Source organism: Tundrisphaera lichenicola (assembly GCF_051175385.1).
Classification (GTDB): domain Bacteria; phylum Planctomycetota; class Planctomycetia; order Isosphaerales; family Isosphaeraceae; genus Tundrisphaera; species Tundrisphaera lichenicola.
In genome coordinates this window covers 5,206,997-5,232,196 of sequence record NZ_CP195106.1, presented here as the reverse complement: position 1 = coordinate 5,232,196, position 25,200 = coordinate 5,206,997, and the positions used below count along the sequence as shown (strand labels likewise).

The following is a 25,200-nucleotide window of genomic DNA, read 5'->3' as shown; positions in this document are numbered from 1 at the left end:
CCTGTGGCGACCTGGACCATCCGGGGCGCTTTCATCGCCAGTTTCCTGTTCTTGATCCTCCGATCCCGCATCGAGAATGGTTGGAGTGTGGGCGAATCAGTTACCTGGCTCATCGGGATTTGGTGCGCGGTGATCGCCTCTTGGTGGAATCTCGAGTCGCAGGCCGAGCGCATTCCCGGCCCGAACTGGATGTTCCACCTGGGCCTGGTCTCTTCAGGTTGGGCTGCTGTTCAGGTCCTCTCCGGCGGTGCCTCGACCGGCCAACTCGACGCGGGGCTAGCCGCCACCGCATTAGGATGTCTTGCCGTCATAGGGCTCCGACCCGGACCGGCGCTCTCCCGAGGAGGCACGGCCGTGGCCACCTCTGTTCTGTCCGGCCTTGGGCTGACCGGATATTTCTACTCGGAGGTTCCAGGCCCATCCGCCCTGCTACTAGTCTTCGCTCCCTGGGCTCCCTGGGTCGACCGGATCGGGGTGATTCGACGGTCATCACCATGGACTCGGGCGGCGGTCCGGGTCATGGCCGTCCTCCTGGCGGTCGGCACAGCCGTGCTCATCGCCGAGGCATCGTTCTCCAGAGCCCTCGGCGAGGGCTCCCGGATCTGATACTTCGTTAATCGTCTCGACGATCCAATAGTGACCTAAGATTAGGCTGTTGGCGGCCAGGTCGCTGCCTTTTCGTTTCGATTTTGCCTCCCTGGAGGCGGACGAATTGAAGTTGCGATCGTGCACGCATAAAATGACACTTGAATCGAAAGAGGCACGAGTGCGCCTGCCAACCGGTCAGGCTGCCCTCAACTAGGGAGTCGTCCATGTCCCAACCGAACAAGAAAGCGAAACCGAACCGAGCGAGTCGGCTCAATGTTCGAGGTCTTTTGATAGCGGTAACCGTCTTCGCCATCGCAGGAGCCCTCTATTTCCCGATTGCCTATTACTCGAACAGATCCGTTCGAGACTCGGCTCTGGCCCAGGCCGAGGAGATCGCAAAAAAAGGCGATGTAGACCTCGCACTCCGTCTCATAGATCGCTTGCTCACGACCTGGCCCGATGATATTCCCGCCCTGGAATTTGCTTCGAAACTGCGAGCTGAACACATCCAATCGTACGCGAACATCGTCAAGGCGGCGGATCTCACCGAGAAACTCGTACGCCTCGATCCCTACGGAAAGGGACGTCAAGAGTCACGCCGTCAACTTGCAAAGCTCTGGAATCGGCAGAGCAACTATCTCTTAGAACAATCAAAAATTGCCAAAACTAAATCACAATCGCTGGGTATTGTTAAAGAGAATCGATTCGGGGCTGCTCGGGAGATCGCTCATCAATTGGTTTATGGAATTCGCGAAGAGACCGAGGACCCCAAGGATCCCGACAAAAAAAAGAACGTAATCCTTGTCGAAGGTGCTAATGATGCCGATGCTCACCGGACTCTCGCAGAGGCCTATGAAGGCCTTTATCGATCCGGCGATACCAAGTCAAAAGAGGAGATGCTCAACGAATATCGAAGGGCATTAACCCTCGACCCTGCGGATGCCATCGCGGCGGAACGCCTGGCCAACTTCGAACTGGAAGAAAATAATGATAAGGTCGCAGCCCTGGCATTGATGGATTCATTGCTGAAAGCGAATCCCAAATCGGTCGACGTTCGGATGGCGAGGTATCGCTATTTCAAAAAGACCGGACAAAAGAAGGAAAGGCAGGCGGAACTCGAAGCCGCCATTGAGCTGAAACCGGCGGACTATCTACTCGCCCTGACGGCCGCGTATGATGCTCTAGTTATCGATAACGACCGCGTGGCAACTCGATCTCGGCTTGACTCAATTCCGAAGGAAAAGCAGGGCGAGGTCCAGGTTCGGCTGATGCGTGGCCTCTTGGAACTCAACGAGCAGCACCCCGAACAGGCTCTCGATGAGTGGAGAAAGGCCCTCACGTCGGTCGGTGGGACGGATGCGGAGCTTACCTTCCGACTGGCTTATTATCAAATCCGACTCGGAAAGTTGACGGAAGCCCGTCCCCTCCTGGCCCAGTTCGATCGGCTCACCACGGAAGCCTCTAAGCCCAAGGCCCAGTTCCTCAAAGGACTCTTCGAGTATCGATCAGGACGATTCCCCCGTGCCATTGAATTACTGACCGAGGCCGAAAACGGTATTGAGGATGACTTCTTAGGGGAGCTGAATCTCGCACTGGGAAACTGCTATGTCAAGACCGGAGACGAATCGAGGGCGCTTCTCGCATATCGGAGGGCCGTTGCTGCAGCTCCGGATTCGACCCAGGCACGGCTGGAACTCACTCAGTTCTTGATGTCGAAGGATCCGAAAGAGGCGGTCTCCGAACTCGATCAGGCCTTGAACAAGTCTCCCCAGGATTTAAATCTTCTACTCGCCGCATGCAAACTTCAACTTTCCCGCGTGATCGCACTTCCTCCGCGGGAACGAGATTGGACACGGCTGAAAACTCTGCTCCAGAAGGTAGAGGCTCTCGCCCCTGAAGTCTTCGATTTCGTGGCTATCGAGGCTCTCTATCTTGAGGCCAATGATAGGCCGACTGAGGCCCTTGCCCTACTTCAGAATTCAGCCACAGGGCGCGACCGAAAGCAGGCCATTGCCTGGATTAGCTGGGCTCAGGCCCTCGCTCGACAGGGTAACATCCAGGAAGCACTGAAGGTTCTGGAAGAAGGAGCTCAACCGGATGCGGCTGGAGATCACGCTTCGCTCCGAATTCAGCGTGCCTCAATTCTTTTGCGAAGCGGGCGAGGGCAGGAGGCCCGCGAGGTCCTCTCCTCCTCGATCGAGCAACTACCAGTAGCTCAGCGCGCTGAGATCTTTAGAACCCTGGGGAATCTAAACCGTGAGCTAGGCGATCGGGACTCAGCACGATCAGCCTTACTGGAATGGTCACAATTGGTCCCCGATAGTCCCGAACCGGCCATCGCATTGCTCGAACTGGCGAGACTGAACGGAGATCCTGAGGCTGGGCGAGTCGGAACGGAAATCCTGCGAAAGATCGGTGGTGATCGAGAGCCTCTCGGACTGGCTGCCCAGGCGCTCGAACTTCTCAGGTCCGACCCAGGCCGGTCCGGCCCCCCCGACGAGCAGCAACTCGCGCGTGCCGAGGCCTTGCTGAAGATTCTCAACGACCAAGCCCCCGGGTTGGCGGTGGGGCACCTTGCCCGCGGTCTACTCGAGGAGTACCGGGAAAGATTACCCGAGGCTGCCAAGGAATACGAAGAAGCCTACACGGACCAGGGGATGACGGCCGCCCTGGTTGGACTCGCCCGAGTTCTGACCAAGCTCAAGAAATATGATGAGCTGGACGAGCTCCAGAAGCGTTACGAAGCCCAGATGGTCCAGGTCGGGAATTCTGATTTTGGTGTGAGTTTCGATCGGATTCTGGCCGCGGCGGCGTATCAGTTCGGTGATAAAGATCGCGCCGAATTTTATGCCGAAAAGATCGTCAAGCAGCTTCCCGACAGCGTGGAGGCACGAGCAACTCTGGCCTCCCTCCTGGACGGTTTGGGTAAGCCTAAAGAGGCGGAGGCCACACTTCAGCAACTCGTCAGTCGTCGTCCCAACGATCCTTCGGCCTGGATCGCCCTTGTGACGTTCCAATCGCTGAAGGGGAAGCCTGGTGACGATAAGAAGACCATCGATAAAATTCGCTCAACCTACAAAGGCGAGCGGATCGGCCTCCTGATCGCGCGTTGCCAGTGGGTCGCGGGCGACATAACCTCGGCGACATCCGGGTTTGAGAGGGCCCTGGCCAACAGCTCCAATGATCCCCTGGCCCTCCGCGATATCGTCGAATTCCAGAAATCGACGGGAAAGGTCGAAGAACTGGAATTGACCCTCCGTAAGGCGATGAAGCTCGAACCAATTCCCCCCTGGGCCCCACGCGAGCTAGCACTCCTGCTATCAAATGACAATGACTCGACCAGTTGGGCCGAAGCCTGGTCGCTCGTCATGCCCGGGGCCAAGACGATTACGGAGTCTCCGGAAGATCGCTTGATTCGGGCCATCATACTCGCGAAAAGTCCGGAGAGCGACCGGAGGGCAGAAGCAGCACCAGCAATGGTCGCGCTCATAAAGGATCTTCCAGCCTCCAATCCGGTGGCGAGGAGTGCCCGAATCCTGGTCGCCCAGGCCCTTCTCGATTCCAATCAGCCGGCGGAAGCGGAAGCCTTCATCGCTCCCATGGCCGACGATGTCATCCGGCCTGCCGCGGCCCCGCTGGCGATCGCCATCGAAGCGTCGGCTCGAACAGGCAAGATTGAACAAGCCTCTACTAGGCTCGCCCGACTCTTGACCATCGAGCCGAAATCTCCCCGCGCGTCGTCTTCGAAAGCCTGGACCCTCCATGCACAGGGAAAGACATCCGAGGCGCTCACCGAGATCGAGTCCGCCATCTCCGAAGTTGAAACGACCCCGACCGGTGAAGGAATTGCTTTGGCCCTCTATCGAGTGGGCCAGAAAATCGCCAAGTCGGTCGATCTTGAGAAACTCGCCCGCCAGATGATCACTCGATGGCCGCGGACAATCTACCTCCTGGCCCAGATTCAACTGGATCAAGGAAAAGAGGCCGAAGCACTCGAGTCTTCGCAGGCCGCCATCGAGGCAGGCGCTCCTCGCGAAGCTCTTAAGATCGCAACAAACCTTGCCGTCGCCCATCGGACCGATCCCGAGTTCTTAAAAAAGATCGATTCTTTGGCCGAATCCGCCCGCTCGAAAGCTCCCAGATCGTTCGAGGTCCTGATATTCCAGGCGACCCTCCGCCACCTTCAGGAAAGATACGAGGACGAAGTCGCCCTCTATAACGAGGCAATCGCGCTCGAGCCTCCGGTCGTCTTGTTCCTGAATAACATGGCCTGGACCCTTTCCGAGGGGTTGCAAAGGCCCGAAGAAGCGCTGAACAAAGTAGACGAGGCAATTCGCCGGATGGGCCGCATCCCTCAGTTTCTGGATACTCGAGGAGTGATCCTCGCCCGCCTCGGCCGCTTCGATGAGGCGATCGTGGACTTCGAACAAGCCGTAAAGGCCGAACCCTCAGCGACAACCTATTTCCATCTCGCCAGGACCTATTTCAAAGCAGGCAAGGTCGAGGAATATCGACGTTGCCGTGAACTGGCAAAGAAGGCGAAATTCGATCCCTCGAAGCTCGACCATACCGACCGGACCGATCTCGACGAAGTCATGTCGGCGACAAAATGATTCCAAATCGTTCTTCTCCTTGCCGAATCCGGCAAGGAGAAGAACGATCGCCAACGCTAAAGATCAGAGGTCGCTCGACAGGCGATCGGGATGAGTGACCCGCCGAATCATCATTTCAAGCTTCGAATAATCGAGGGGCTTAGTTAGGTGGGCGACGAAGCCTGCCTCCCGACTCTTCAGGATATCTTCCTCCATCCCATATCCCGTCAATGCGATTCCTGGCACGTCCTTGCGGTCCTTGATGCTTTTCATCAAATCGAGGCCACTGCCGTCCGGCAGGCCGATGTCACTGACGACCAGATCATATTCCTCGGTCGGGATCCTTAAGGCCGCTTCGATACTATTGGCCGTGATTACCAGATAACGATTCTGGCGAAGAAGCTTCGCCATGATCCGAGAGGTGATAACATCGTCCTCGACGAGTAGTACTCGGATCTCATGACCGTCGGATTTATCACCGAGGATGGGATCCGCCTGCCGCATCTCGGAGTGGTGGGGGAGTTCGGTTGGCAAGCTCAGAATGAAGGTCGAACCCAAGCCTCTTCCCAGACTCTGGGCCGTGAGATGACCACCGTGTCCCTCGGCTATCGAGCGGCTGATGGCAAGCCCAAGGCCTAGGCCACCGAATTTTCGAGTGACCGCATCTTCTCCTTGCTCGAAAGCATTGAAGATGTTCGGCAAGTGCTCAGGATCGATACCGATACCGTTGTCAACGACCTCAATGACGAGCCCTTTATCCTCGTCCCGAGTTCTGACGAGGGTTTTGCCGCCCTCGGGGGTAAATTTCACGGAATTCTTGATCAAATTCCAGAGGATCTGCTGGAGTCTTGCGATGTCCGCCTTCACGTAGTGGTCGTTTGCCACTAGTTCCAGGGTCAGTTGGAGCCCCTTGCTGTCAGCATCTCCTCGGCAAATTTCGACGGCTCGTTCAATCTGAGCGTGGGCATCCACCACCTCGAACTGGTAAGGCAGCTTGCCACGGACGATCCTCATCACATCGAGCAAATCGTCGATCAGTCGGGCTTCGAGTTCGAGATTCTGACGGATAATCTCGAAGGTGTCTCTCAGATGATCGGGCGTCTTCGAGTCATCACGGGCGGCGACGGCCAGCATCAGGACGGGTGTCAGTGGTGTTCTGAGCTCGTGACTTAGCATGGCCAGAAATTGATCCTTGGCGCGACTAGCCGACTCGGCGAGCGCGTTGGCTCTCTTCAACTCCTGTTCGATGCGCTTCTGATCATCGATATCAGTGCAGGTTCCGAACCATTTCATGATTTGGCCGGAATTGTCGAAGACGGGAACGGCTCTACCGAGAAACCATCGATAGGCCCCGTCCGAGGCGCGTCGAAGTCGATACTCGGTATTATAAATTGTGCCGGAAGTGACCGATCGAGACCAACTTGTGCCAACGGGTTCTAGGTCGTCAGGGTGGAGGGCAATTGCCCATTTCCGACCCTCGCTCTCCTGTTGGGTTAGTCCGGTATATCCAATCCAACGTTGATTGAAATAATCGACATGACCGTCAGGTCGAGCGGACCAAACCATCTGCGGGATGGCTTCGGCCAACTGGATCACGCCCGCCAATCGTTCTTCGGATTCGGCAAGTTTTCTCTGGGTCCTGATCTGAGAGATGACCCTTTGGACGGCGAGAGGTAGATCATCGAAATAGTCGGCGGTTTTGGGGACAAAATCACGCAACCCTCCACGAATGGCACGTGTGAGGGTTTTCTCGTCGCTCAGTCCAGTCACGAGGATAGCCGGCGTATCGTCACCCGAGGAGCGAAGTTGCTCATAAAGATCTAAACCGGATACCTCCCCTTGTAAGTTCTGATCGAGGACGATCAGATCGATTCCTCCTCTCTGCAGGACCAGCCTCCCTTGTTCGGCATCCGAGGCCAGGATCACTTCGTAACCGGCTCGACTAAGCCTGAGTTGTTCCAAGCGGGCAATGCCCGGATCATCTTCGATGATCAATATTCTCTCTGGAGATTCCGACATCGGGGCATCCTCGCCCGGGTCCTCAGTGACTTCCGCCATTGCGAGGCACCTTAACGACCTGGAGAAATAGGCCAAGCCGGTTGATCGCCTCGATGAACCCGTCGTACTCGACCGGCTTTGTGAGATACACGCTGCATCCTAAGTCATAACATCGTTCCACTTCGCGGGGATCATCCGTGGTGGTCAGCATGATCACCGGGATCATCGAAGTTTCTGGCGCGGATTTGATCCGACGGAGAACCTCGATACCGTCGACGCGCGGCATGTTGATGTCGAGGAGCAAGAGCACGTAGTCGGGAAGAACTCGGTCGACGAACTGACCATCCCCGCCCAGATAGTCTAGGGCTTCCTGGCCATCCTTGACGTGGATCATCTCATTCACGAATCCGGCTCTTTTCAGGTTACGCTGAACAAGATTGGCGTGGCCCTCGTCGTCTTCGGCGAGGATGAGCGTCAGTGCCGTATTCACGAAGAGGTATCCTTCCTCGATCCAGGGAATGGGCCATTCGATACCGTATTTGTATCACCGAGGCCCTCCGCAGTAGTTAGGGATTCGGTTGAGGGAAGTGAAACATAAAAGGTAGAACCTTCCCCAACGGTCGAATCGAACCAGATACGTCCACCATGTCGCTCGACCATTCGTCGGACCAGAGTGAGACCGATTCCTTCCCCTTGCGTCGAATCGCCATGAAGCCTTTGAAATGCGCTGAAAACCTTGGATTTGTGGGAATCCGAGATTCCGAGTCCGTTGTCGCGAACCGCGAAGATGTTGCATCGGGAGTTCGTGAACAAATCCTCCGACTCGGGGGATTCGATGAATAGAATGTCGATCCGACCCGGCCGCTGGGGATCCAGATAATTCACCGCATTGCCGATCAGATTGGCGAAAACCTGCTCGACCGCGGTTGGATCTCCCCAGACGTCCGGTAACTCTCCGATGTTAACCTGGGCATTACGGCCTTCTATGGATCCACGAAGTGCCGAGACGACACGGCGTACCACTTCCGAAAGTTCCACGACCTGAAATCGATATTCGACCCGCCCCGCTCGCGAAAGTCGTAGTAATGCATCGATGATCCCGGCGAGTCGAGTCACAGCCGACTGGATGAACCCTATAGATTCAGCGATCTCGACTTCAATCAGGCGTTTTCCCTCACGTCGTATGTCCGAGGGAACCCGATCGACGTCGATGAGTCGAACCAAATCGCGACCAATCAGCCCGAGTTCCTTGCTGAAGCCCTGAAGGTTGACGAGTGGCGATCGAAGGTCGTGCGAGACGCTGTAAACGAACATCTCGTTTTCCTGTGCCTTATCACGTAGCTGGTCGTTTACGGAGGCAAGTTCCTCGGCTCGGAGGCTAATTTGCTTCGTCTGTTCCCGCTCGCGCTGTCCGGCATCTTCCAGCGACATGGCCATCTCTCGAAACGCACGATCGAGCCGACTGATCTCATCCGTACCCTTGATGGGCGGGATCAGCTCTCGAGACTCTGCCAGTCTTCGAGCGTTCTCGGTCAGGCCTGCGATCCGAGCCCCAATATTTCTGGAGAAGAGCAAGGCAAGCAAGACCGTGCAGAGGACCGAGAACACCCCCCCAAAGATCAAGAGTCGATTGAGCGAGTTCCACGATCGATTCATGATTCCGGCCCGGAGTGCATGGATAGCATGCTCGTCTTCCAGAAATTGTTCGAAGTCCCGGTCCAGCTCCTCGAGCATCTGCTGGGCCTGGTTCCTCCGGATCGCGGCCGTTCCCTGGGACATTTTCCCGGCGAGGATCATCGCCCTCCCTTCGTCGATGAAATTCAAGAAGGCCGAGCTTCTGAATCCAATCTTTTTCAGGAGTCGGGATTGAGCGGCATTGTCTCGAACGAGTTCTGCGAGTTTACGGACCTCGTCCGGCACGGTCGCTGCTGCTCTCATCAGTGGCTGCTCAAAGGCAGGATCGTTCGTAATAATGTAACCCTGGAGCAGCCCATGTGTCGTCAGGAGTCGAACTCGACATTTTTGCGCCTGGCTGATCACTTCTTTGCTATGGATCGCCCAGAGTTCAGCGTTCGAGCCTTCTTTCCTGATCCAGAACACCACGAAAATGAAAGTGAGCTGGAAAATCAAAGGTACGGCGATGAGGGTCAGCCCCTTCGCTAGGATTGAATACCGGATGGATCTCACTCCGTGAAACCTGTTCCATCGAAAAGCGTCCGAACGGCACTGGAAGTACTTGGGCCCGTCGCGAGAAACAAACTAGGGCCGTTCTCGAAGAGAGTTTAGCTTTCCTTCTATTTCGAGCCAAGTGGTAAGCACAGTCCCAAAGGCCCAAGACGGCGAGACGGCGGCGAGCATCCGTCCCATCGGGCTTCTGAAAATTAGGAACCTGATGAGGTGTCTGTTTAATAAAACATCCGCATGGCATCACGAATGCAAGCCTTCACGACCTAAAACATAAGTGCAAATTATAATGTTTGATTTTCTTGCGATAACGATTTCTTTATGAGAGCGATATTTAGTCGAATTCAGTCGAGGATTGGGATCGAATTTTCGTGGATGACACATCATTTCGGAATAGATTCTCGGGAACAGGTCTTACGATTCGTTCGAGGAATCCGCCATTAGGACCTTCGAAGTCTCCTGCCTTGAAATCCAGGAATCGTCCTGATTCGTCGATTCGACCGAAGACGAGAAAGGTCGTCCCCAACTCCGCGAGTTCTTCCAGGACCGCATCCCGTCCGGCGTTTCCATCGTAATAGCGAGATTCCAGGATCCTGACCATCGTGTCATGGCCCACGGCGAAAATACATCCAGGAAACAATCGAGCCTTTTCCAGGAAAGTCGGTGCATTCGTCAGATAGACTCGATCCCGTCGGGGTGCGAAACCCTGGAGCCGGGATCGGATCGCGATGTAGTCTAGCGCGGGCTTATCGGGATGGAAGAGCGAGATTTCAAAGTGGCAGGGGATGCCAGTCATGGCTTCCGCCGCTTCTGCCATTGCAATATGGCCGTAGTGGAGCGGTCGGAAGCTTCCGGGCAAGAGAAGCTGAGGATAATCCGAATCGACCGAAGCAATCCTGCCATCGTCCAGTTGGAGACCAACCCAGTTCCGACGTCCGATCAAGACTTCATCGAGCCCACTTGTTTTGAAATGGTCGATCCCAGTCGATCGATCGGTGATTGATGACGTGGGTAGCAAATGATCTTCATGCTCGTAGTTGACAGAGACATTCAAGCCTTTGCCAATCGCGACCAAATCGAGCAGAATCAGGGCATTGATTCGTTCCTGCCAGCTCCGACCGTGTTCGGTTGGTAGAGCGACGGAGCGGACTAATGTCTTCGAGCAGGTCTGGAGTGCGACGTGAATCTCGTTCGTACGACCCTCGCGGTCACCGTTGATCCTGGCTAACTTGGAAGTCGACCCGATCCCGAAGACTTGATCGGGAGACATTTCACCTCGGATCTTCAAGGCATGGCGGAATGCGACCATGGCCATCCCGCGTGCCGCCCGAGCATCAACAAGAGGACCAGGGTCGAATCCGAGAGTGGAACGAAAATCGTTGGAATCGTATGGAATCCGGCCGGCTAGCAAGGTCGAGGAACCGCCGCCTTGCGAGAGGAGCATCGGAAAGACTTCTGTTCCTCCGCCGGCGACATAGAGGACCCCTTTCGAGGTTTCAGTCGAATTGATCCTTCGGACGAGATTCGACACTGACTCGGTAGTCACTTCTTAGGGGCCAGGTCATCCTGGATCAGGTCGAAGAAGTCATCGTCCGATGCCTCGGCCAGTGGTATAGGTTTGGCGTGATCGGAGGGCAGGGGATCATCGAATTCCGCTTCATCGACCGAAATTCGCTCGATCTGTTCAGGGGGTTTGGAAGGGCGGTAAGACTTCCGAGGCCGATCCGTTTCGAGGCCGGCCAATTCCATGAGGGACTTGCGTTTGGGCGCGTCGGGCATCTCGATGATAAAGTCCTCGTTCTCATCGCCTCCCGAACCCGCGATCGCGCTGGATGGGCCAGCCGGTTCATAATCGAGGGTGAAGAAATGGCTGGCGATGCCGATTTCGACATCCGGCAAGACGCTCTGCTCGGTGCCTATTTTAAGCCCGTTGACCGTCGTCCCGTTCTTGCTCCCGAGATCCTTGAGGTGCCATAGCCCATGAAAAAAGTGGAGTTCGCAGTGTTTGCCCGAAACATTCTCGAAGTCGAGAGAGATGTCACAGGAAGCACGACGGCCGATCAGGAGCTTGTCTCGCTCGAGCGGTATGGGATCTCCGCCACCAATCGGCTTTAAGATGCCGAGCATTTTGGAAGGGACAGGCATTCAGACTTCCTCCCCTCGGTAGCACGGATATGAATCGAAAGTTCCGGGCCGAATCAAGAAGGCGATCATAATCGAGCCCAATCAGGCGGCTCAAGCCTCGGCCCCGAAAGTTATCGAATGATTACGGAATCGCCGGAAGTTGGTGACGGTGTACCTCCCAAATTGGATGTTTTTTGGAGAGGGACTGGTTTGGCTCACTCGCTTCGGATAGTTTCGGATCTGGTGTGATGCACCTCTCCAACCCTCACATCGCCCGGTTCAGACGAGGAGGAAATAGATGATTCCCGATGCCTCTCAACCCCTCTCCCGAAGAGACCTATTGGCCTCTAGTCTGGCTGCCGTGGGAACTCTGTCGCTCCTCGGACGACGAATCGAGGCAGCTCCTATCGGTCCTTACGGTCCATTCAAGATGGGCCTGCAGAGTTACTCCCTCCGTCATTACAAGGTCGAAGAAGCCCTGGCCAAAACGAAGGAGCTGGGGCTTCATTATTGGGAGTCTTACAACGCCCATACACCAATCGACCCGTCGAAGGTCGCCGAGTCGAAGGGTCTAGCCGATTCCGAGGGCGTCGAAATCATCGGCTTCGGCGTTTCGGGTTTTTCGAAAGACCATGAGAAGAACCGAACGATTTTTGAATTTGGCAAGGCTCTTGGAGTTGCCTACCTGTCGGCCGACCCCTCGCTCGACTCCTTCGACAGCCTCGACAAGTTGACCGAGGAATACGGGATTGCCATCGGCATCCATCCTCATGGTCCCGGCGCGAAGTGGCAGACTATCGATCAGATCTCCGATGCAATTAAGAATCACAGCGAAAAGATCGGAATCTGCCTTGATACCGGACATCTCCTCCGCTCGCACCAAGATCCGGTCCGGGCAGTTGATGTCTTCGCCGAGCGGATCTACGGCGTGCATCTTAAGGACGTAAAAGATGCCAAGACGTTCACAATCCTGGGAGAAGGTGACCTGAAACTGGCCGAGCTTCTCAAAAAGTTGGCCCGGATCAATTACTCCTATTGCCTGGCGCTGGAGTATGAAGAGAGCGAAACGAACCCAATCCCCGATATCCGGAAATGTCTGGAAGCGACGAGCAAGGCTATCGCGGCGATCTAATCTCAAACCTGCTACGATCACTGGGTAGAGGAGTCTGAGCCCTCTACAGGCTTAGGCTCCTCATACCGACTTTCGACCCGGCCTTGCGAGCCCATCTAGAGGAATTGCTGTCGTGCTGTGCCGAGTACTCGAAACAGAGGTCATGGATGGACCCGAGGAGGCCCGTGATTACGACTCGATGGATCACGGGGCAACGAATGCTCGATTCGTCTCCGAGTTTCTCGATCACCATGGACCAGGACGAGGTGGTGAAGTCCTTGACGTAGGAACAGGTCCAGCGCGAGTCCCGATCGCCATCTGCCGGGCCGAACGAAAGCTAAGGATTTTGGGCGTGGATCTATCGGGTCCCATGCTGGACCTGGCCCGACGCAATGTCGCGGATGCCGAACTGACCGATCGGATCCGGTTCGCGCGTGGTGATGCGAAAAACCTACCATTTCCAGACGGCCGATTTGAGGCCGTCATCTCGAACACGATCGTTCATCATATTCCCGATCCATGTCCCGCGCTATTTGAGTTCGTCAGACTGGTCGTTCCGGGCGGAAGCTTGATGATACGCGATCTCCTCCGACCTAACGACGAGGCGGAAATCGAGGCCTTGGTAGACCGCTACGCAAGTTCCGAAACACACGTCGCGAGAACTTTGTTTCGTGATTCGCTCCGAGCCTCGCTGACCCTCGACGAGATTCGTACAATAGTTATAGCGTTAGGCCTCTCCGGAGAAGATGTTCAGATAACATCCGACCGACACTGGACTTGGGCCTGGCATAAGCCCGCTTGAAGCAACCTAGAAACCGATTTGACATGACTGACCGAGCCGAACCGACTGCTTCGCAATCTCCCATTCAGTTTTCGGACGTGTCAACAACGTCTTACGACGGGACTATTCTCCTCGGGCGAAGCTGGTCCATACCAAATCCCAAGGCCATCCTCCTGATCGCCCACGGGCTGGGCGAACATGGAGGAAGCTATGAGCGTTTGGCAGAGGAGCTGGTCAAACGGCTCCATGTTGATGTCATCGCTTTCGATCTGCGGGGCAGCGGTCGCAGCCCCGGAAAACGGGGATTCGTCAGATCCTACGACGAATTGACGTCGGATCTAGACGCCGCTATTGGATGGATGGCTAGAAATCGACCCGGTCTCGCTCGATTCTTGTTCGGGCACTCCAACGGAGGACTGGTCGCAATTCTGACCGTCCTCAATCGAAAACCGGATCTCGCAGGACTGATTCTTTCAAACCCTTCACTCCGACTTTCTGCGCGAGTCCCTGCCTGGAAGCGTGCCCTTGGAGAGGCCCTTAGGAAGTTCGCTCCTGGGATCACGCTCTCGACTGGCCTCGACAATGATCAATTAACTCGGGATCCGGAGATGATAGCCGCCATTGACCGGGACGCATTACGTCACGGTCGAATCAGTGCACCGCTTTTCTTCGGGATGCTCGACGCTGGTCCCCAGGCCCTGGCCCATGCATCAGCAATTCAAATTCCGACCCTTGTCATCCTCGGAGAGTCCGATCCGATCATCGACCCGGGCTCTGGGCGAACCTTTTTTGAGAATCTTGGCTCGGCTGACAAGACGCTTCGATCTTTTCCCGGGATGCGTCATGAGCCGTTGAATGAGATCGGCCGACTTGAGGTGGTTTCTGATCTCGTTAAGTGGCTCTCCGATCGAATCGGTCGATCAGAGTACCAGCCGCGTCAGGTCTGATGATTGCATCATGAAATGTTTACATTATCTAGTTGTTTGCCATGGTGATCCTGGTACTTCCCCGATCTATATTCAAATTTCGCTCTTGAATCGGCTTGAACATCTTCCTCAGATCTTCGACTAGACCTCCACGGAGATTTGTGGCGTGGGTTACGAAAAAGACAGAGTCAATTAGTCGAAGTATGCATTTGAATACAAGAAACAAAGTGTAGATTGGTGGGACTTGGCCCGAAGAATATAGTACTCCACGAAAAGATGAACTGCCAGGGCGATACTCGATCCACCCATCGCACTTCGCGGGCGTTCTGAAGGCTAATCACTCATCGTGCTCAAATCATGGAACCCCGTCATTGCAAAGATCGCGACACGAATAAAATAATATTCAAAAATATTGATATTAGCACTGCACAACATGTGCGGTATGGCACTTCATTGGTGATGATACAAACAATCCGAATGCCTCGTAAAACCTAATGGGTCATAGGGTTGTGGCAATTTCCCTTGACTTGATCAGGTTTTCCCGCGGAAATCAAAAATGCGTCCGTCATCCCAAGCCTATCGAGCTCGGGTGAGGCAAATTTTGTGGAAATTATCGCGATTACATGCCATCGGCACGACGAATGCTCCTTTTTTTCCAGACGACCAAATCATTAAGCTATGGTAAGCCGATCGAATTATGAGGGAGGTTTCTTCGACGTGTTTCCACCTCTACGACTTCGAGAGGCACTCAGCCTGGGAGGACTATCCCTCCGCGAACTGCTGGTGCGAACATGGCTCAGAGTGAATGAGAATGAGATCCAGACCCGAGCCGCCGCGATGTCGTTCTATGCCATGCTCGCTCTCGTTCCGTTCATCGGCCTCGTGTTGACGCTCTCCGTTCAACTTCTTCCCGACTTAACCGGAAGGCTAGGTCAGGAACGGGGTGTCGGGAATCTGACCGTCAGTCAACTTCGTTCGACTCTGGAGAGTGCATTACCCAACGAGGCTTCCAAGGAGATTGAGCAGCAGATCATCGCCATTCAACAAAAACCGCCGGTGGGTCTCATCTCGATCGGGTTGGCGATTACAATCTGGTTAGCTTCGAGTCTCTTCGTCGCTGTCATCGACGCCTTGAATCGAATATATGGAGTGAAGGAACGTCGCGGTTTTATCAGGCTAAGGTTGACGGCGATCATCATGACGATCGTACAGGCAACGATCCTGGTTGGTTCACTGGTGCTGATCGTTGCCGGACCGGAGCTTTCGAGGATGCTAGGCATTTCCTCGGGGAGTTCTGCATTCGCGATTGCCATGCAATATTTTGTTGTTTTGATGATGGTCCTTCTCAGTTTTGCCTTGACCTACTACGTGGCTCCCGACGCCGATCAATCCTGGGAATGGATCACTCCGGGAAGTCTGGCGGGAAGTGTCCTGTTTCTCATTTCAACGCTTCTGTTTCGGTTGTACGTCCAATATTTCGGCAATTACGGGAAATCCTACGGTTCGCTCGGTGGGGTCATGGTCTTGCTCTTCTGGTTCTGGATCAGCTCACTGGTGCTTCTTTCCTCAGCCCAGGTCAACAAGGTCATCGAAGAAGCCTCTCCCCTGGGCAAAAATGCGGGACAGAGGACGAATACTCCGGAGGCACCCGATTTCAAGGCAATGAGACCAGAGCGTGCCGATTTCTGAACTTGGACGATGGACTCAGCGACCCCGAATTGCCTCTTCGATCGAGGGCCTGATCAGATTGGGGAAGACTGAGAGAAGCTTGCTCGTATCGAGCGACACGTCGGCGGGACGAGGGTGACTCGAGAATTGATCAGATCGTCGGTTTGCTTTTACGAGTTCGGTGTTCAGGCCCAGAGCCATGGAGGCGCGTCGCATGAGCTCGAACCGGCTGACCCGCTCGGCTCCCGCCACATGGAACAGCCCGGATAAATCAGATGTCATGAGTTCGATCAAGATCCGAGCGGCAGTAGACAGATCGAGCGGCGTTCGGAATTCATCATCGAAGAAGGTTCGAGGTATACCTTCCCGAATTTCTTGGATGGCACGATCGAAGAAATATGGTCTTCCGCTTCGACTCGGACCGAACAGCAAGCTGAGTCTCGCTACGACTCCAGTTGCTCCCTGAAGAACCGCGTTCTCGGCATCCTTCTTGGTTTGACCATAGATTAGCAAAGGTATGGCGGGATCATCCTCCCGACTCCACGGTCGAGAACCATCAAAGACCAGATCGGTCGAAGTGAAAACTAGCCGACGTCCATTTTTCATCGACCACTCGGCGATTCGCCGGGTAGCCTCGACGTTGATGGTATTGGCACCAGCGGGATCGGCGCGGACCGCCTCGGCCGAGCTCAAGGCGGCGGCATGGATGATGGCTTGAGGAGCAGTTTGTCGAAGTGCTCGCTCCGTCGCGTCGGCGTCGGTTAAGTCGATGGGACGGAATTTAACCCCGCATCGATCTTCCCTTGCCCTCAAGGACCAGGCCTCGACCTTGTGACCATCAGCGATGAGTTGCTCTAGGAGGTAAGCTCCCAATTGTCCGCTGGCTCCGGTCAGAAGAATCTTCATTACTTAAGGTCTCCTGTCTCTATTAGTGGTCAGATCGGTCTAGATTTACTGAAGTCGGATCAATTTTTTCTGGATTAACGACAGGTCTCGGTCTATTTCGGCCGCCCAAGATTGATACCATTTGAGATTGAGGATTTTGTTAATTGTAATCGGAGCATCGTGTCTCGGGCTCGTTTTCAAGTCGCGGCCAGTTTCGAGACTTCCGATTTCCAACGATGAGACGGGAGTACAGCGGGACGGGCGCGATGGAGACGATCATGGAGCTTCGAGAGATCCCAGTCGACGACCTTGTCCTCGATCCAAACTTGAATCTTCGTGATCGGCTGGACGACTTTACAGTGGAACGATATGCGGAATCCTGGGACCGGATGCCTCCGATCACCGTGTTCGAGATCGAGGGCCGATTCCTGATTGCGGATGGATTTCATCGACACGCCGCAGCGATCATGCTCGATCGGCGTCGAATGAGCGTCGAGGTTCGCCAGGGAACTATCTCAGAGGCTATGGATTACGTCGCCGGGGTCAATCTGTTTCATGGCCTTCCATTGACCCGAGCAGAACGTCGTAGAGCCGTGGAGGTCAAGCTTCGTCTCCACCATGATTGGTCCGATCGAAGACTCGCAGAGGAGTTGGGGGCGGGTCGAGAGATGATCGCGAAAATTCGGAAGCAACTCGTTGATGCGGGTCAAGTGCCCGCTACCGGCTCACGAATCGGAGCTGACGGGAAGACATATCCTTCTGTTGGATTACCGCGTGACCCGAATGAGCACCTCCCGAAGGGGAATTCGATCGCCCAGCAGGATGATCCTCGGGATCGAGGCGCTCGGGAAGCCGATTCCTGGGATGATACAATCGATCCTCTACCCCCCGTCAAGTCCGAACTCCCGGCAGCACCTTGGGATGTTCCCTCGGCGAAGGAAGTTGCTCTCGGCCCGCCGATCCCTGCGGCTGCGCCAACTATCAATGAAATGCTCGAAATGATGGCCAATCAGGTGATGGATGTCATTACCTGGACCAAGGCCGAGGGGTTTGGTGAGGCCTACCGAGAAGCGGGATCCAATTCTCGGGGATTGTTTCATTCCGCGGTACTAAAGCTGGCCGCAAGGGCAGACCAACTCCGGAGAGCTTGAGCGGATTGGGGCGGTTCAGAGCAAGTCGCAAAGCACTGTGTCGGCCAACAGAAGGCCTTCACGACTAAAGCGAACGCGACGTCCATCATCCTCGAGTAATCCCCCTGCGCAGTGACGGAGCAATGCTTCAACAACCAGCTCATCGAGATCAAATCCAGTTCGACCGCGAAATTCGTCACGGTCGATTCCCAGGACGGTCCTTCGGAGCATCAGCACGGCCGTTTCTCGCGCACGAGATTCCGGCTCGAGTTTCTCAATTGGGCCGGTCGGATCCCGACCATCCTCGATCCTGGATAAATATCCCAGCAAGTCGCGAGTATTGCTCGAACGAACTTGATCGATGTATCTTGCCGCACCAAGACCCACACCAAAATATGAATCGTTCGCCCAATAGACCAGGTTGTGTCTGCATTCATGACCAGGCCTGGCAAAATTCGAGATCTCGTACATAGCCAGACCTTCGCTGGACAGGCGATCAATGGTGTGCTCATACATTGCTCGCTCGGCTTCTTCCTCTACTGGCCTGACGATACCAGCTCGCTCCTGCTTCCAGAGGGCCGTACCCTTCTCGAAGACCAGTCCATAACAGGATAGGTGAGAGGGCTCGAGTTCCAGCGCCATTCGCAGATCTTCAGCCCAGAGTTCCGGACTTGATCCGGGAACCCCGAAAATCAGGTCGAAAGACCAGAACGGGAATCGTGGACGAAGTAATTCGAGGGCTCGGTAGACCTGCTCTGGAGCATGGTTTCGCTCCAGAGCTTTCAGGAGTTCGGGCTGGAAGGACTGAGCCCCGAGACTGACTCGGTTCACCCCGCCTTTTGCCAGAACATCAGCCTTTTCGGTATCCAGAGTGCCGGGGTTGGCCTCGACCGTCCACTCTCCACCCGGGAGAAGCGGGAAGGCTTTATGGACCAGGTTCAAGAGACGATCAAGCTGTCTAGCATCGAGTCGGGTAGGCGTTCCACCGCCGATAAATATGGTCTCAACCTCGAAGGGGCCGCCCAAAGTGTCCATTTCCTTGGACAGCGCATCGAGATAACGATCGGCCATGTGGTCCGACCCGGCGACGGATGCGAAGTCGCAATAGCCACACTTGTGAGCGCAAAAGGGAATGTGTACGTAGGCGGCCCGAGGAGCAATCCGTGGAGGTTGACGTTGAGGCCTGGCGAGAGCGGCGGTAGTAACTTGTTTGGTCATAGACGGCTGACGACTAGAGGACAGCCTCAATAAATCGAATCTCGGGAACCCTAGCCTTGACGGCGGACTCGATTCCCAATGTCGTGCTGTAAATCGAAGACGCACAACCCTGGCAAGATCCCAATAATCGGATCTGGACAATTCGATCGGTGTCGATTCCAACCAGTTCGACGTCCCCTCCCTCAACCCTGAGGCCCGGACGTACCTCGTGCTCGAGGACAGCCTTGACTCGGTCGAAGAGGTGATTTGTTTGGTCGATTTGCTTCATGTCAAGGCTATTCCCCACAGAAAGCGACGCATGTCAGTGAAACGTCGATCCCTGAAATGAATGTCCGATCATCTTACAAGGTAAATTGAGAAACCCACAAGTCCTAGTAGCCGGACGTGCCTGCTAATCGAGTCTGGAAGGTGCTTGCTTCGCTTGACCTTGGTGCCGACCGAGCCTTAAGATCAGGGCTATCGCTCGATATGCCCGACCCTGGAGCCATCCATCGATCTTTCCCGAGTTCGGGCCGCGATCCACTTGACTATTTTTTCGGAGCCGTGTCGTCATGAAATCCTGGATCATCCTGGCCGGGCTGGCCATCGGACTGACGGCCGTTGTTACGGTGGCAGTGCCTTTACTCGCGACGAACTCGTCGACCGATGGGCCTGGGGTACCTGCCCCGGTGGCCACCGATGTACCGGCCGGGAGTGTGGAGGTCGAGGGAGATTTGACATACAAATTTGGAGTCATGGCACAGGATTCCGACGGAATTCATAGTTGGGTCTTCAAGAATAACGGTAAAGGGCCACTCGAACTCCGAAATTTGGGGACAGATTGTTCTTGCACGATAGCTCAACTCGGTAAGCCGACGTCGGTCGATGATAAGGCACCGTCGATGCTCAAAGTTGGCCCAGGTTCGAGCGAAGTTATCGAGATCAAGTGGAACACCCGCAAGATCGACGGCCCCTACAAGAAGAATGCTCGAATCGGGACCAATGACCCGGCTAGGCCTGAGGTTACCTTGCAAGTCCAAGGGATCGTCAAACCGGCGATTACGATGTATCCTCCCGACGGAACGATCAATTTCCAGACAGTGAGCAACGATGAAATCCATGAACGAAGTATCGCCATTTTTTCAGGCGATCGTCCGGATTTCAAACTGACCCGCGTTGCTAGCTCCAATCCGGCCCTGATCGGCGCCTCATCGCGATCGATGACCGAGGAAGAAGCAAAGTCACTCAACGCCGAAAAAGGATACTTGATCAATATTTCGCTCAAGATGGCGGCCAAACTTGGACCTTTTGGCGAAGATGTGATCGTCGAAACGGACCATCCTAGCAAGAAGGAAATCAGAATCCCTGTCCTCGGGCGATTGACAGGTCCGGTGACGATCGTTCCCGATCGATTGGTCATGCGAGAGGTGAGCTCGAGCGATGGTGGAAGTCAGGATCTAGTCGTCTGGATTCGTGGCCAGACTTCGACCAAGTTTACGGTCGTTGATAAGCCAGATTTCCTGGAGGTCGATTTCCAGCCGATCGAGCAACCCGCCGAATCCAAGGGATCGAAGTACAAGATGATCGTTCGAGTGATCCCCGGCACCATCCCGGGGAAGATTGTGGGAGAGATCGTCATCAAGACCGATCACCCCCAGGCATCCGAAGTCAAGGTCCCCGTAGACGTACTGGTGCAAGGCGGAAACTGATTCACTGATCGCATCCCTGGTGTTTGAACATGGATGAATCTTAACCTGGCATTAAGGGGATGAATCCATGGCGTGGGTAGGATGCCCGGCCTTCCATTTCCGCCCCTCACCGAAAGGATGACGATGACCCGAACTTCGTTCAGGCCGGTCGCCGCCGTCGGCCTGGTTGCGGTGGTCTTGATCTATGTCGGTTGCTCGAAGCCCCGAGAGGCAGCGATCCCGGCCCCGGTTGATCGCGTCGATTCGTCGAGCCCTTCGGCTTCGACATCGAACATCGAAGTGTCTGCGACCGAGAAGATTCCGAAAGTTATTGCCGAGTGGTCAACAACTCCTCCAACCGGAATTCTCCTGGTTTCCGGAGAGCAGAATGGCTACCTCCAGCCCTGCGGCTGCACCGACGGTCAACTTGGCGGTTTGGGCCGCCGGTTCGATTTGATCGATAAACTTCGCAGCCGAGGTTGGCCGGTCGTTCCCATTGATCTGGGCAATCTCATCGCCAATCCTGCAGGGTCTCGAGGAGGGTTCGAACAGGAGAAGATCAAGTTTGATACGGCGATCAAGGCACTCTCGGTCATGAAATACGAGGCCGTGGCACTTGGTGCCGAGGACTTGAAGTTGGGTGTCTTTCAGACGCTGGGCGTCCTCTTTAACGTCAAAGAACCCAAATTCCTCGCGGCTAATCTTACGCCTGGCGACGGATTCGAGGAGACGATTCACGCTTCTTTGATCACCAAGGCAGGGCCGATTAGTGTAGGCGTCACTGCCGTGATCGCGCCAGAATCGTTCGAGGCCCTATCTGATCCCGACAAAGCAGCCCTCCTCACGGTCAAACCGCCCGAAGAAGTCATTCCTGGCGTCCTTGAAAACCTCAAAGCGAAATCTCAGGTCTGCGTCCTGTTGGTTCAGGGGTCGATCGAGGAGGCACGACGCCTCGGCGAGAAGTTTCCGGGGTTCGATCTGATCGTCTCGAAATCGATCTACTCGGAGGGCGAGTCTCAACCCGAAATGCTTAACGATGGCAAGACGATCCTCATCAACGTGGGTCAGAAAGGGAAGTTCGTCGGCGTCGTTGGTATTTTCCCGGGCAAGGATCCGATGCTCCGGTATGTCCTTCAACCTCTCGATCAAAACGGACTTCGAGAGGCTGAGTCGATGCGTGCTTTGATTGATGAAGAAATGCAGGCTGTTTTAAAGTCGGTCGGGGTAGTGGAAAACTTTCCCAGGCGAGCTAACAACGCTGGGTCGCCGGGGGCGACTTACGTCGGGGCTGAAACCTGCAAGTCGTGCCATCCCAAGACGTTTGACAAATGGGCAAGTACGAAGCACGCTCGCGCCTTCGAGGCTTTGCTCACTCCGAAGCGGAACCGAGAGTACGACGCCGAGTGCATCTCATGCCACACGACAGGTTTCAAGTACGAATCCGGCTGGATCTCAGCCGAGCAAACCCCTTACCTGAAGGGGAATCAATGCGAAAACTGTCACGGTCCGGCATCTCTCCATATCGCCGAACCCGACAATCTCGTATATCGGAAGCCGATGGCGATGTCGGCCGAACTTGCCGATAGCAATGGATTTTGCATCAATTGCCACGATGAGGATAACGACCACAACTTTACATTCCCCGCCCGTTATGCACAGATCTATCATAAAGGGCTGGATTCTTACGAAGATCCAAAAGTCCATCAGCCTCAAGCTTTAAAAGGGGCGGCTGAAGGTCGTTAAGTGACTCGATGGGATTAGGCTCATTTCACAATTCTCAGGAAAAGGATTTCCAGAATGTCCGACCTTTCATCTGTTTCCAGCTCGAAATTGGATCAATTCGTCACAAAATACCGGGCGGACCACACGCATCCCGTCAACCACTTTCTCCACCTTGGGGTCGGGTGGCCAATGTGTGCGGCGGCCGCGGTCCTCCTCCCCTTTCGACCACTTTGGTCGGTTGGCCTGTTCCTGGGAGGGTATTTCCTGATGTTTGCCGGACATTTCCTCTTCGAGGGGAACACTCCAACGATCCTGAAGCATCCGGCCACTCCGTTCGTGATCGCCTGGGCCGTGATTCGGGGTATCTGCGGCGGAATAGCCAGGCTGATCACGGGTGGAAGTTCTCGATAATCCGTTAAAAGTGAGTTCGGTTCGAGAGGGTTCTCGAAGTCTTGAAGCTAGCATCAAGCCCCAAAATCGCTACTTGCTCTCCTTTGACCTCTCAGCTCACGAACTGATTCATCCGTCACAGGATTCTAAACGAGATGTCATCGAGCTGAACGCCTAATAAAAAGCATTGGTCGAGAGCCCAACCCTCGAAATTTTAGGAACTTGCTTTTCCGTGAGAAGTCGAATTTTTCGCCGGCTTTAGTTCTCGAACAATCAAGTCGAAGCAGGCGTGGCGAACCGCGTTGGTTTGAATCGATCCGTTTCACCGAGGGATGACGATGGCCGAGCCGATTAGTTACGAAGATTTCGCGAAGATCGAGTTGAGGGTGGCACGAGTCACAGAAGCTCGACCACACCCGAACGCGGACAAGTTGATGCTGCTGCAGGTCGACCTCGGAGGAGAGACTAAGCAAATCGTGGCGGGCATTCGACTACATTACGCTCCCGAGCAACTAGTCGGGAAGAACATCGTGATCGTCAACAATTTGGCGCCGGCTATGCTGCGTGGCGAGGCTTCCAACGGGATGCTCCTAGCCGCCACATCGGAGGAGAAGGTCGTTCTCCTCACCCCCGATGATCCCGAATGCATACCGGGAGCAAAAATTAAATAGCCGAGACCGTTGGTCTTTATCGGAATTGACGTCGAGATCAGACTTCTCTCAACGTGCCATTCCGGTTGAAGAACCAGTACGCGGGTAGACCTGCCGCAATGATCAGGAGGCCCGCTCGAGACTCGAACGGACTCTCCTGATAGATGCTCCAGAGCAGCAATAGTGAAGCGGCCGAGTAGAGCAGGGGGGTCACCGGATATCCCCAGGTCTTGTACGGTCTGGGAAGGTCGGGACGTCGGATTCGCAGGACGAATACGCTCCCGATCGCCAGTCCGTAGAAAATCGTTCCACCGAAAATCACATATGTGTACAAGAAATCGTAGAGAGGTTTCTCATGCAACTGGCGCCAGGCTTCGATCAGCGGCTCGGTGAGCCCGGAAGTGGGAGGCTCCACAATCAATAATATGGTGCCCGATACCATGAGTATCACGGCCCAGACAGCCTGGGCGATGATAGCATTGGCTGGGGTCTGGTATCTCGCGTGAATTGTGCATAGCCCTTTCGGGAATACCCCATCGCGAGCCATGGCGAAGTAGGCCCTTGGCCCGGATAGGGCATTCCCATTGAGCGAGATGAAAGTCGAAGCCATCACGACCAAGCCCATCGCTCGGAGCCCCCAGGGACCAAGTAGATGCTCGAAGTAATCGGCCGCGACGATCCTGGGGGATCCTTTCTGAAAGGATGCAGCCCCGATCTCACTGAGTGGTAGTACCATGTGATACAGCAGGGTCATTCCGAGATACAGCACGATGAGCAGGAGCATCCCGCCAATCAGAGCCCGCGGGATATTCCGACCAGGCTCCCGGATTTCCTCCGCCAATGCAGAGGCATTCACCCATCCATCATAAGTCCAAAGGACACCAATCATTGCAGCCATGATTCCGCGAAATATGTCGTAATTGATCGACTTGGGCCAGGCAGGTGTCAGGAGTGCTGGTTCTGCCTTTCCGAGGGCCAGTGGAAGGACGATCATCGTCACTATCGCACCTATCTTCAGACCTGTCCCGATGACCTGGACCTGCCCTCCGATCTTCGTCCCCAGGACATTGATCGCAGCGAGCAATATAGTGGCCAGCACGGCTGCTGTCGTTTGCCACGCCAGTGGATGCATTCCCAACGGAGCCGGGACGAGTAATGCGAAATAGAGACCGAACGCGGCAGCCAAAGTTGCGATCGAACCAGTCCGGATGACCAGAAACTCGGTCCATCCGAAGAGGAAAGCCGGAAGTCGGCCGAATGCCTCACGAAGATAGACGTAAGGCCCTCCGGCGCTCGGCAACATGGTGCTCAACTCGGCAAGGGTAAGAGCCCCCGCCATGCTGAAAAGACCACCTATGACCCAGACCAGGGCGATTCCACCCAGGAACGGCACACTCTTGGCAACGCCAGCCGGGACGATAAATATCCCAGACCCAATCACCGAGCCGACCACAACGCAGAGAGCCTCGGTCGGGCCGAGCACTCGGGGAAGCTTTGCATCGCCTCCAGAAGATTCCTTCGACATGAGCCCTCGAATTTCAATGAGATGCGATCGGACGGATTTGT

Annotated in this window: 20 protein-coding genes; 12 read left to right on the top strand and 8 right to left on the bottom strand. The window is 55.1% G+C overall.

Features of this window, described 5'->3' with window-relative positions; translation table 11 throughout:
• Window positions 1-129 precede the first annotated feature (129 nt).
• Window positions 130-606, top strand: coding sequence for a hypothetical protein (locus tag P12x_RS20450; protein WP_435006556.1), 477 nt, complete (start codon window positions 130-132; stop codon window positions 604-606).
• Between the two features lie 206 nt (window positions 607-812).
• The gene (locus tag P12x_RS20445; RefSeq protein WP_435006555.1) at window positions 813-5,201 is read left to right on the top strand and encodes a tetratricopeptide repeat protein; all 4,389 of its coding nucleotides are present in this window, start codon (window positions 813-815) and stop codon (window positions 5,199-5,201) included.
• A 63-nt stretch (window positions 5,202-5,264) separates the two neighbouring features.
• On the opposite strand, the gene P12x_RS20440 is transcribed toward P12x_RS20445, so the two are convergent.
• The 3 genes from P12x_RS20440 to P12x_RS20430 are packed head-to-tail and all read right to left on the bottom strand — an operon-like array spanning window position 5,265 to window position 9,365.
• Window positions 5,265-7,199: a response regulator gene (locus P12x_RS20440; RefSeq protein ID WP_435006554.1), complete on the bottom strand. Its 1,935-nt coding sequence runs from the start codon at window positions 7,197-7,199 to the stop codon at window positions 5,265-5,267.
• 22 nt (window positions 7,200-7,221) lie between these two features.
• Window positions 7,222-7,668, bottom strand: a complete 447-nt coding sequence (locus tag P12x_RS20435; RefSeq protein WP_435006552.1) for a response regulator — start codon at window positions 7,666-7,668, stop codon at window positions 7,222-7,224.
• Window positions 7,665-9,365 (bottom strand): sensor histidine kinase, encoded by a 1,701-nt coding sequence (locus P12x_RS20430; protein WP_435006550.1) that lies wholly within the window; start codon window positions 9,363-9,365, stop codon window positions 7,665-7,667. Before P12x_RS20430 ends, P12x_RS20435 begins: the two co-directional genes overlap by 4 nt.
• A gap of 751 nt (window positions 9,366-10,116) precedes the next feature.
• Between P12x_RS20430 and P12x_RS20425 the strand changes: the two genes are divergently transcribed.
• Window positions 10,117-10,365: a hypothetical protein gene (locus tag P12x_RS20425; protein WP_435006549.1), complete on the top strand. Its 249-nt coding sequence runs from the start codon at window positions 10,117-10,119 to the stop codon at window positions 10,363-10,365.
• A 539-nt stretch (window positions 10,366-10,904) separates the two neighbouring features.
• On the opposite strand, the gene P12x_RS20420 is transcribed toward P12x_RS20425, so the two are convergent.
• Window positions 10,905-11,507, bottom strand: coding sequence for an FHA domain-containing protein (locus P12x_RS20420; protein WP_435006547.1), 603 nt, complete (start codon window positions 11,505-11,507; stop codon window positions 10,905-10,907).
• A 277-nt stretch (window positions 11,508-11,784) separates the two neighbouring features.
• Between P12x_RS20420 and P12x_RS20415 the strand changes: the two genes are divergently transcribed.
• The 4 genes from P12x_RS20415 to P12x_RS20400 all read left to right on the top strand — a co-directional run bounded on the left by P12x_RS20415 (window position 11,785) and on the right by P12x_RS20400 (window position 15,993).
• On the top strand, window positions 11,785-12,618 hold the full coding sequence (locus P12x_RS20415) for a sugar phosphate isomerase/epimerase family protein (protein WP_435006546.1): 834 nt from the start codon (window positions 11,785-11,787) through the stop codon (window positions 12,616-12,618).
• A 142-nt stretch (window positions 12,619-12,760) separates the two neighbouring features.
• A complete protein-coding gene (locus P12x_RS20410) occupies window positions 12,761-13,399 on the top strand; it encodes a class I SAM-dependent methyltransferase (protein WP_435006545.1) in 639 nt (212 codons plus the stop codon).
• 23 nt (window positions 13,400-13,422) lie between these two features.
• Complete coding sequence (locus P12x_RS20405; RefSeq protein WP_435006543.1) at window positions 13,423-14,325, top strand: alpha/beta hydrolase; 903 nt, start codon at window positions 13,423-13,425, stop codon at window positions 14,323-14,325.
• A gap of 657 nt (window positions 14,326-14,982) precedes the next feature.
• A complete protein-coding gene (locus P12x_RS20400) occupies window positions 14,983-15,993 on the top strand; it encodes a YihY/virulence factor BrkB family protein (RefSeq protein WP_435006541.1) in 1,011 nt (336 codons plus the stop codon).
• A gap of 15 nt (window positions 15,994-16,008) precedes the next feature.
• On the opposite strand, the gene P12x_RS20395 is transcribed toward P12x_RS20400, so the two are convergent.
• Entirely contained in the window at window positions 16,009-16,878 is an 870-nt protein-coding gene (locus tag P12x_RS20395) for an SDR family oxidoreductase (protein ID WP_435006540.1), read from the bottom strand.
• Between the two features lie 215 nt (window positions 16,879-17,093).
• Here P12x_RS20395 and P12x_RS20390 point away from each other — a divergent pair, with 215 nt between their 5' ends.
• Entirely contained in the window at window positions 17,094-18,008 is a 915-nt protein-coding gene (locus P12x_RS20390) for a ParB N-terminal domain-containing protein (RefSeq protein ID WP_435006538.1), read from the top strand.
• A 15-nt stretch (window positions 18,009-18,023) separates the two neighbouring features.
• Here P12x_RS20390 and hemW read toward each other — a convergent pair whose 3' ends face one another.
• Window positions 18,024-19,205 (bottom strand): radical SAM family heme chaperone HemW, encoded by a 1,182-nt coding sequence (gene hemW / locus P12x_RS20385; protein ID WP_435006537.1) that lies wholly within the window; start codon window positions 19,203-19,205, stop codon window positions 18,024-18,026.
• Between the two features lie 13 nt (window positions 19,206-19,218).
• The gene (locus P12x_RS20380) at window positions 19,219-19,473 is read right to left on the bottom strand and encodes a NifU family protein (protein WP_435006536.1); all 255 of its coding nucleotides are present in this window, start codon (window positions 19,471-19,473) and stop codon (window positions 19,219-19,221) included.
• A gap of 283 nt (window positions 19,474-19,756) precedes the next feature.
• Here P12x_RS20380 and P12x_RS20375 point away from each other — a divergent pair, with 283 nt between their 5' ends.
• From P12x_RS20375 to metG, 4 genes are all read left to right on the top strand, one after another.
• Window positions 19,757-20,893 (top strand): DUF1573 domain-containing protein, encoded by a 1,137-nt coding sequence (locus P12x_RS20375; RefSeq protein ID WP_435006535.1) that lies wholly within the window; start codon window positions 19,757-19,759, stop codon window positions 20,891-20,893.
• Between the two features lie 123 nt (window positions 20,894-21,016).
• Window positions 21,017-22,615 (top strand): multiheme c-type cytochrome, encoded by a 1,599-nt coding sequence (locus P12x_RS20370; RefSeq protein WP_435006533.1) that lies wholly within the window; start codon window positions 21,017-21,019, stop codon window positions 22,613-22,615.
• 54 nt (window positions 22,616-22,669) lie between these two features.
• Complete coding sequence (locus P12x_RS20365; RefSeq protein ID WP_435006532.1) at window positions 22,670-23,005, top strand: Mpo1-like protein; 336 nt, start codon at window positions 22,670-22,672, stop codon at window positions 23,003-23,005.
• A 317-nt stretch (window positions 23,006-23,322) separates the two neighbouring features.
• Window positions 23,323-23,655, top strand: a complete 333-nt coding sequence (gene metG, locus P12x_RS20360) for a methionine--tRNA ligase subunit beta (protein WP_435006531.1) — start codon at window positions 23,323-23,325, stop codon at window positions 23,653-23,655.
• 37 nt (window positions 23,656-23,692) lie between these two features.
• On the opposite strand, the gene P12x_RS20355 is transcribed toward metG, so the two are convergent.
• A complete protein-coding gene (locus P12x_RS20355) occupies window positions 23,693-25,159 on the bottom strand; it encodes an APC family permease (RefSeq protein WP_435006530.1) in 1,467 nt (488 codons plus the stop codon).
• Window positions 25,160-25,200 lie beyond the last annotated feature (41 nt).

Excerpts from the sequence above, each read along its gene's own strand:
- P12x_RS20440 (WP_435006554.1), bottom strand. The coding sequence starts at position 7,199 with ATGTCGGAATCTCCAGAGAGAATATTGATCATCGAAGATGATCCGGGC.
- P12x_RS20380 (WP_435006536.1), bottom strand. The coding sequence starts at position 19,473 with ATGAAGCAAATCGACCAAACAAATCACCTCTTCGACCGAGTCAAGGCT.
- P12x_RS20390 (WP_435006538.1), top strand. The coding sequence starts at position 17,094 with ATGAGACGGGAGTACAGCGGGACGGGCGCGATGGAGACGATCATGGAG.
- P12x_RS20370 (WP_435006533.1), top strand. The coding sequence starts at position 21,017 with ATGACCCGAACTTCGTTCAGGCCGGTCGCCGCCGTCGGCCTGGTTGCG.
- P12x_RS20355 (WP_435006530.1), bottom strand. The coding sequence starts at position 25,159 with ATGTCGAAGGAATCTTCTGGAGGCGATGCAAAGCTTCCCCGAGTGCTC.
- metG (WP_435006531.1), top strand. The coding sequence starts at position 23,323 with ATGGCCGAGCCGATTAGTTACGAAGATTTCGCGAAGATCGAGTTGAGG.
- P12x_RS20395 (WP_435006540.1), bottom strand. The coding sequence starts at position 16,878 with ATGAAGATTCTTCTGACCGGAGCCAGCGGACAATTGGGAGCTTACCTC.
- P12x_RS20425 (WP_435006549.1), top strand. The coding sequence starts at position 10,117 with ATGGAAGAGCGAGATTTCAAAGTGGCAGGGGATGCCAGTCATGGCTTC.
- P12x_RS20405 (WP_435006543.1), top strand. The coding sequence starts at position 13,423 with ATGACTGACCGAGCCGAACCGACTGCTTCGCAATCTCCCATTCAGTTT.
- P12x_RS20420 (WP_435006547.1), bottom strand. The coding sequence starts at position 11,507 with ATGCCTGTCCCTTCCAAAATGCTCGGCATCTTAAAGCCGATTGGTGGC.
- P12x_RS20375 (WP_435006535.1), top strand. The coding sequence starts at position 19,757 with ATGAAATCCTGGATCATCCTGGCCGGGCTGGCCATCGGACTGACGGCC.
- P12x_RS20365 (WP_435006532.1), top strand. The coding sequence starts at position 22,670 with ATGTCCGACCTTTCATCTGTTTCCAGCTCGAAATTGGATCAATTCGTC.
- P12x_RS20400 (WP_435006541.1), top strand. The coding sequence starts at position 14,983 with ATGGTAAGCCGATCGAATTATGAGGGAGGTTTCTTCGACGTGTTTCCA.
- hemW (WP_435006537.1), bottom strand. The coding sequence starts at position 19,205 with ATGACCAAACAAGTTACTACCGCCGCTCTCGCCAGGCCTCAACGTCAA.
- P12x_RS20410 (WP_435006545.1), top strand. The coding sequence starts at position 12,761 with ATGGATGGACCCGAGGAGGCCCGTGATTACGACTCGATGGATCACGGG.
- P12x_RS20415 (WP_435006546.1), top strand. The coding sequence starts at position 11,785 with ATGATTCCCGATGCCTCTCAACCCCTCTCCCGAAGAGACCTATTGGCC.
- P12x_RS20445 (WP_435006555.1), top strand. The coding sequence starts at position 813 with ATGTCCCAACCGAACAAGAAAGCGAAACCGAACCGAGCGAGTCGGCTC.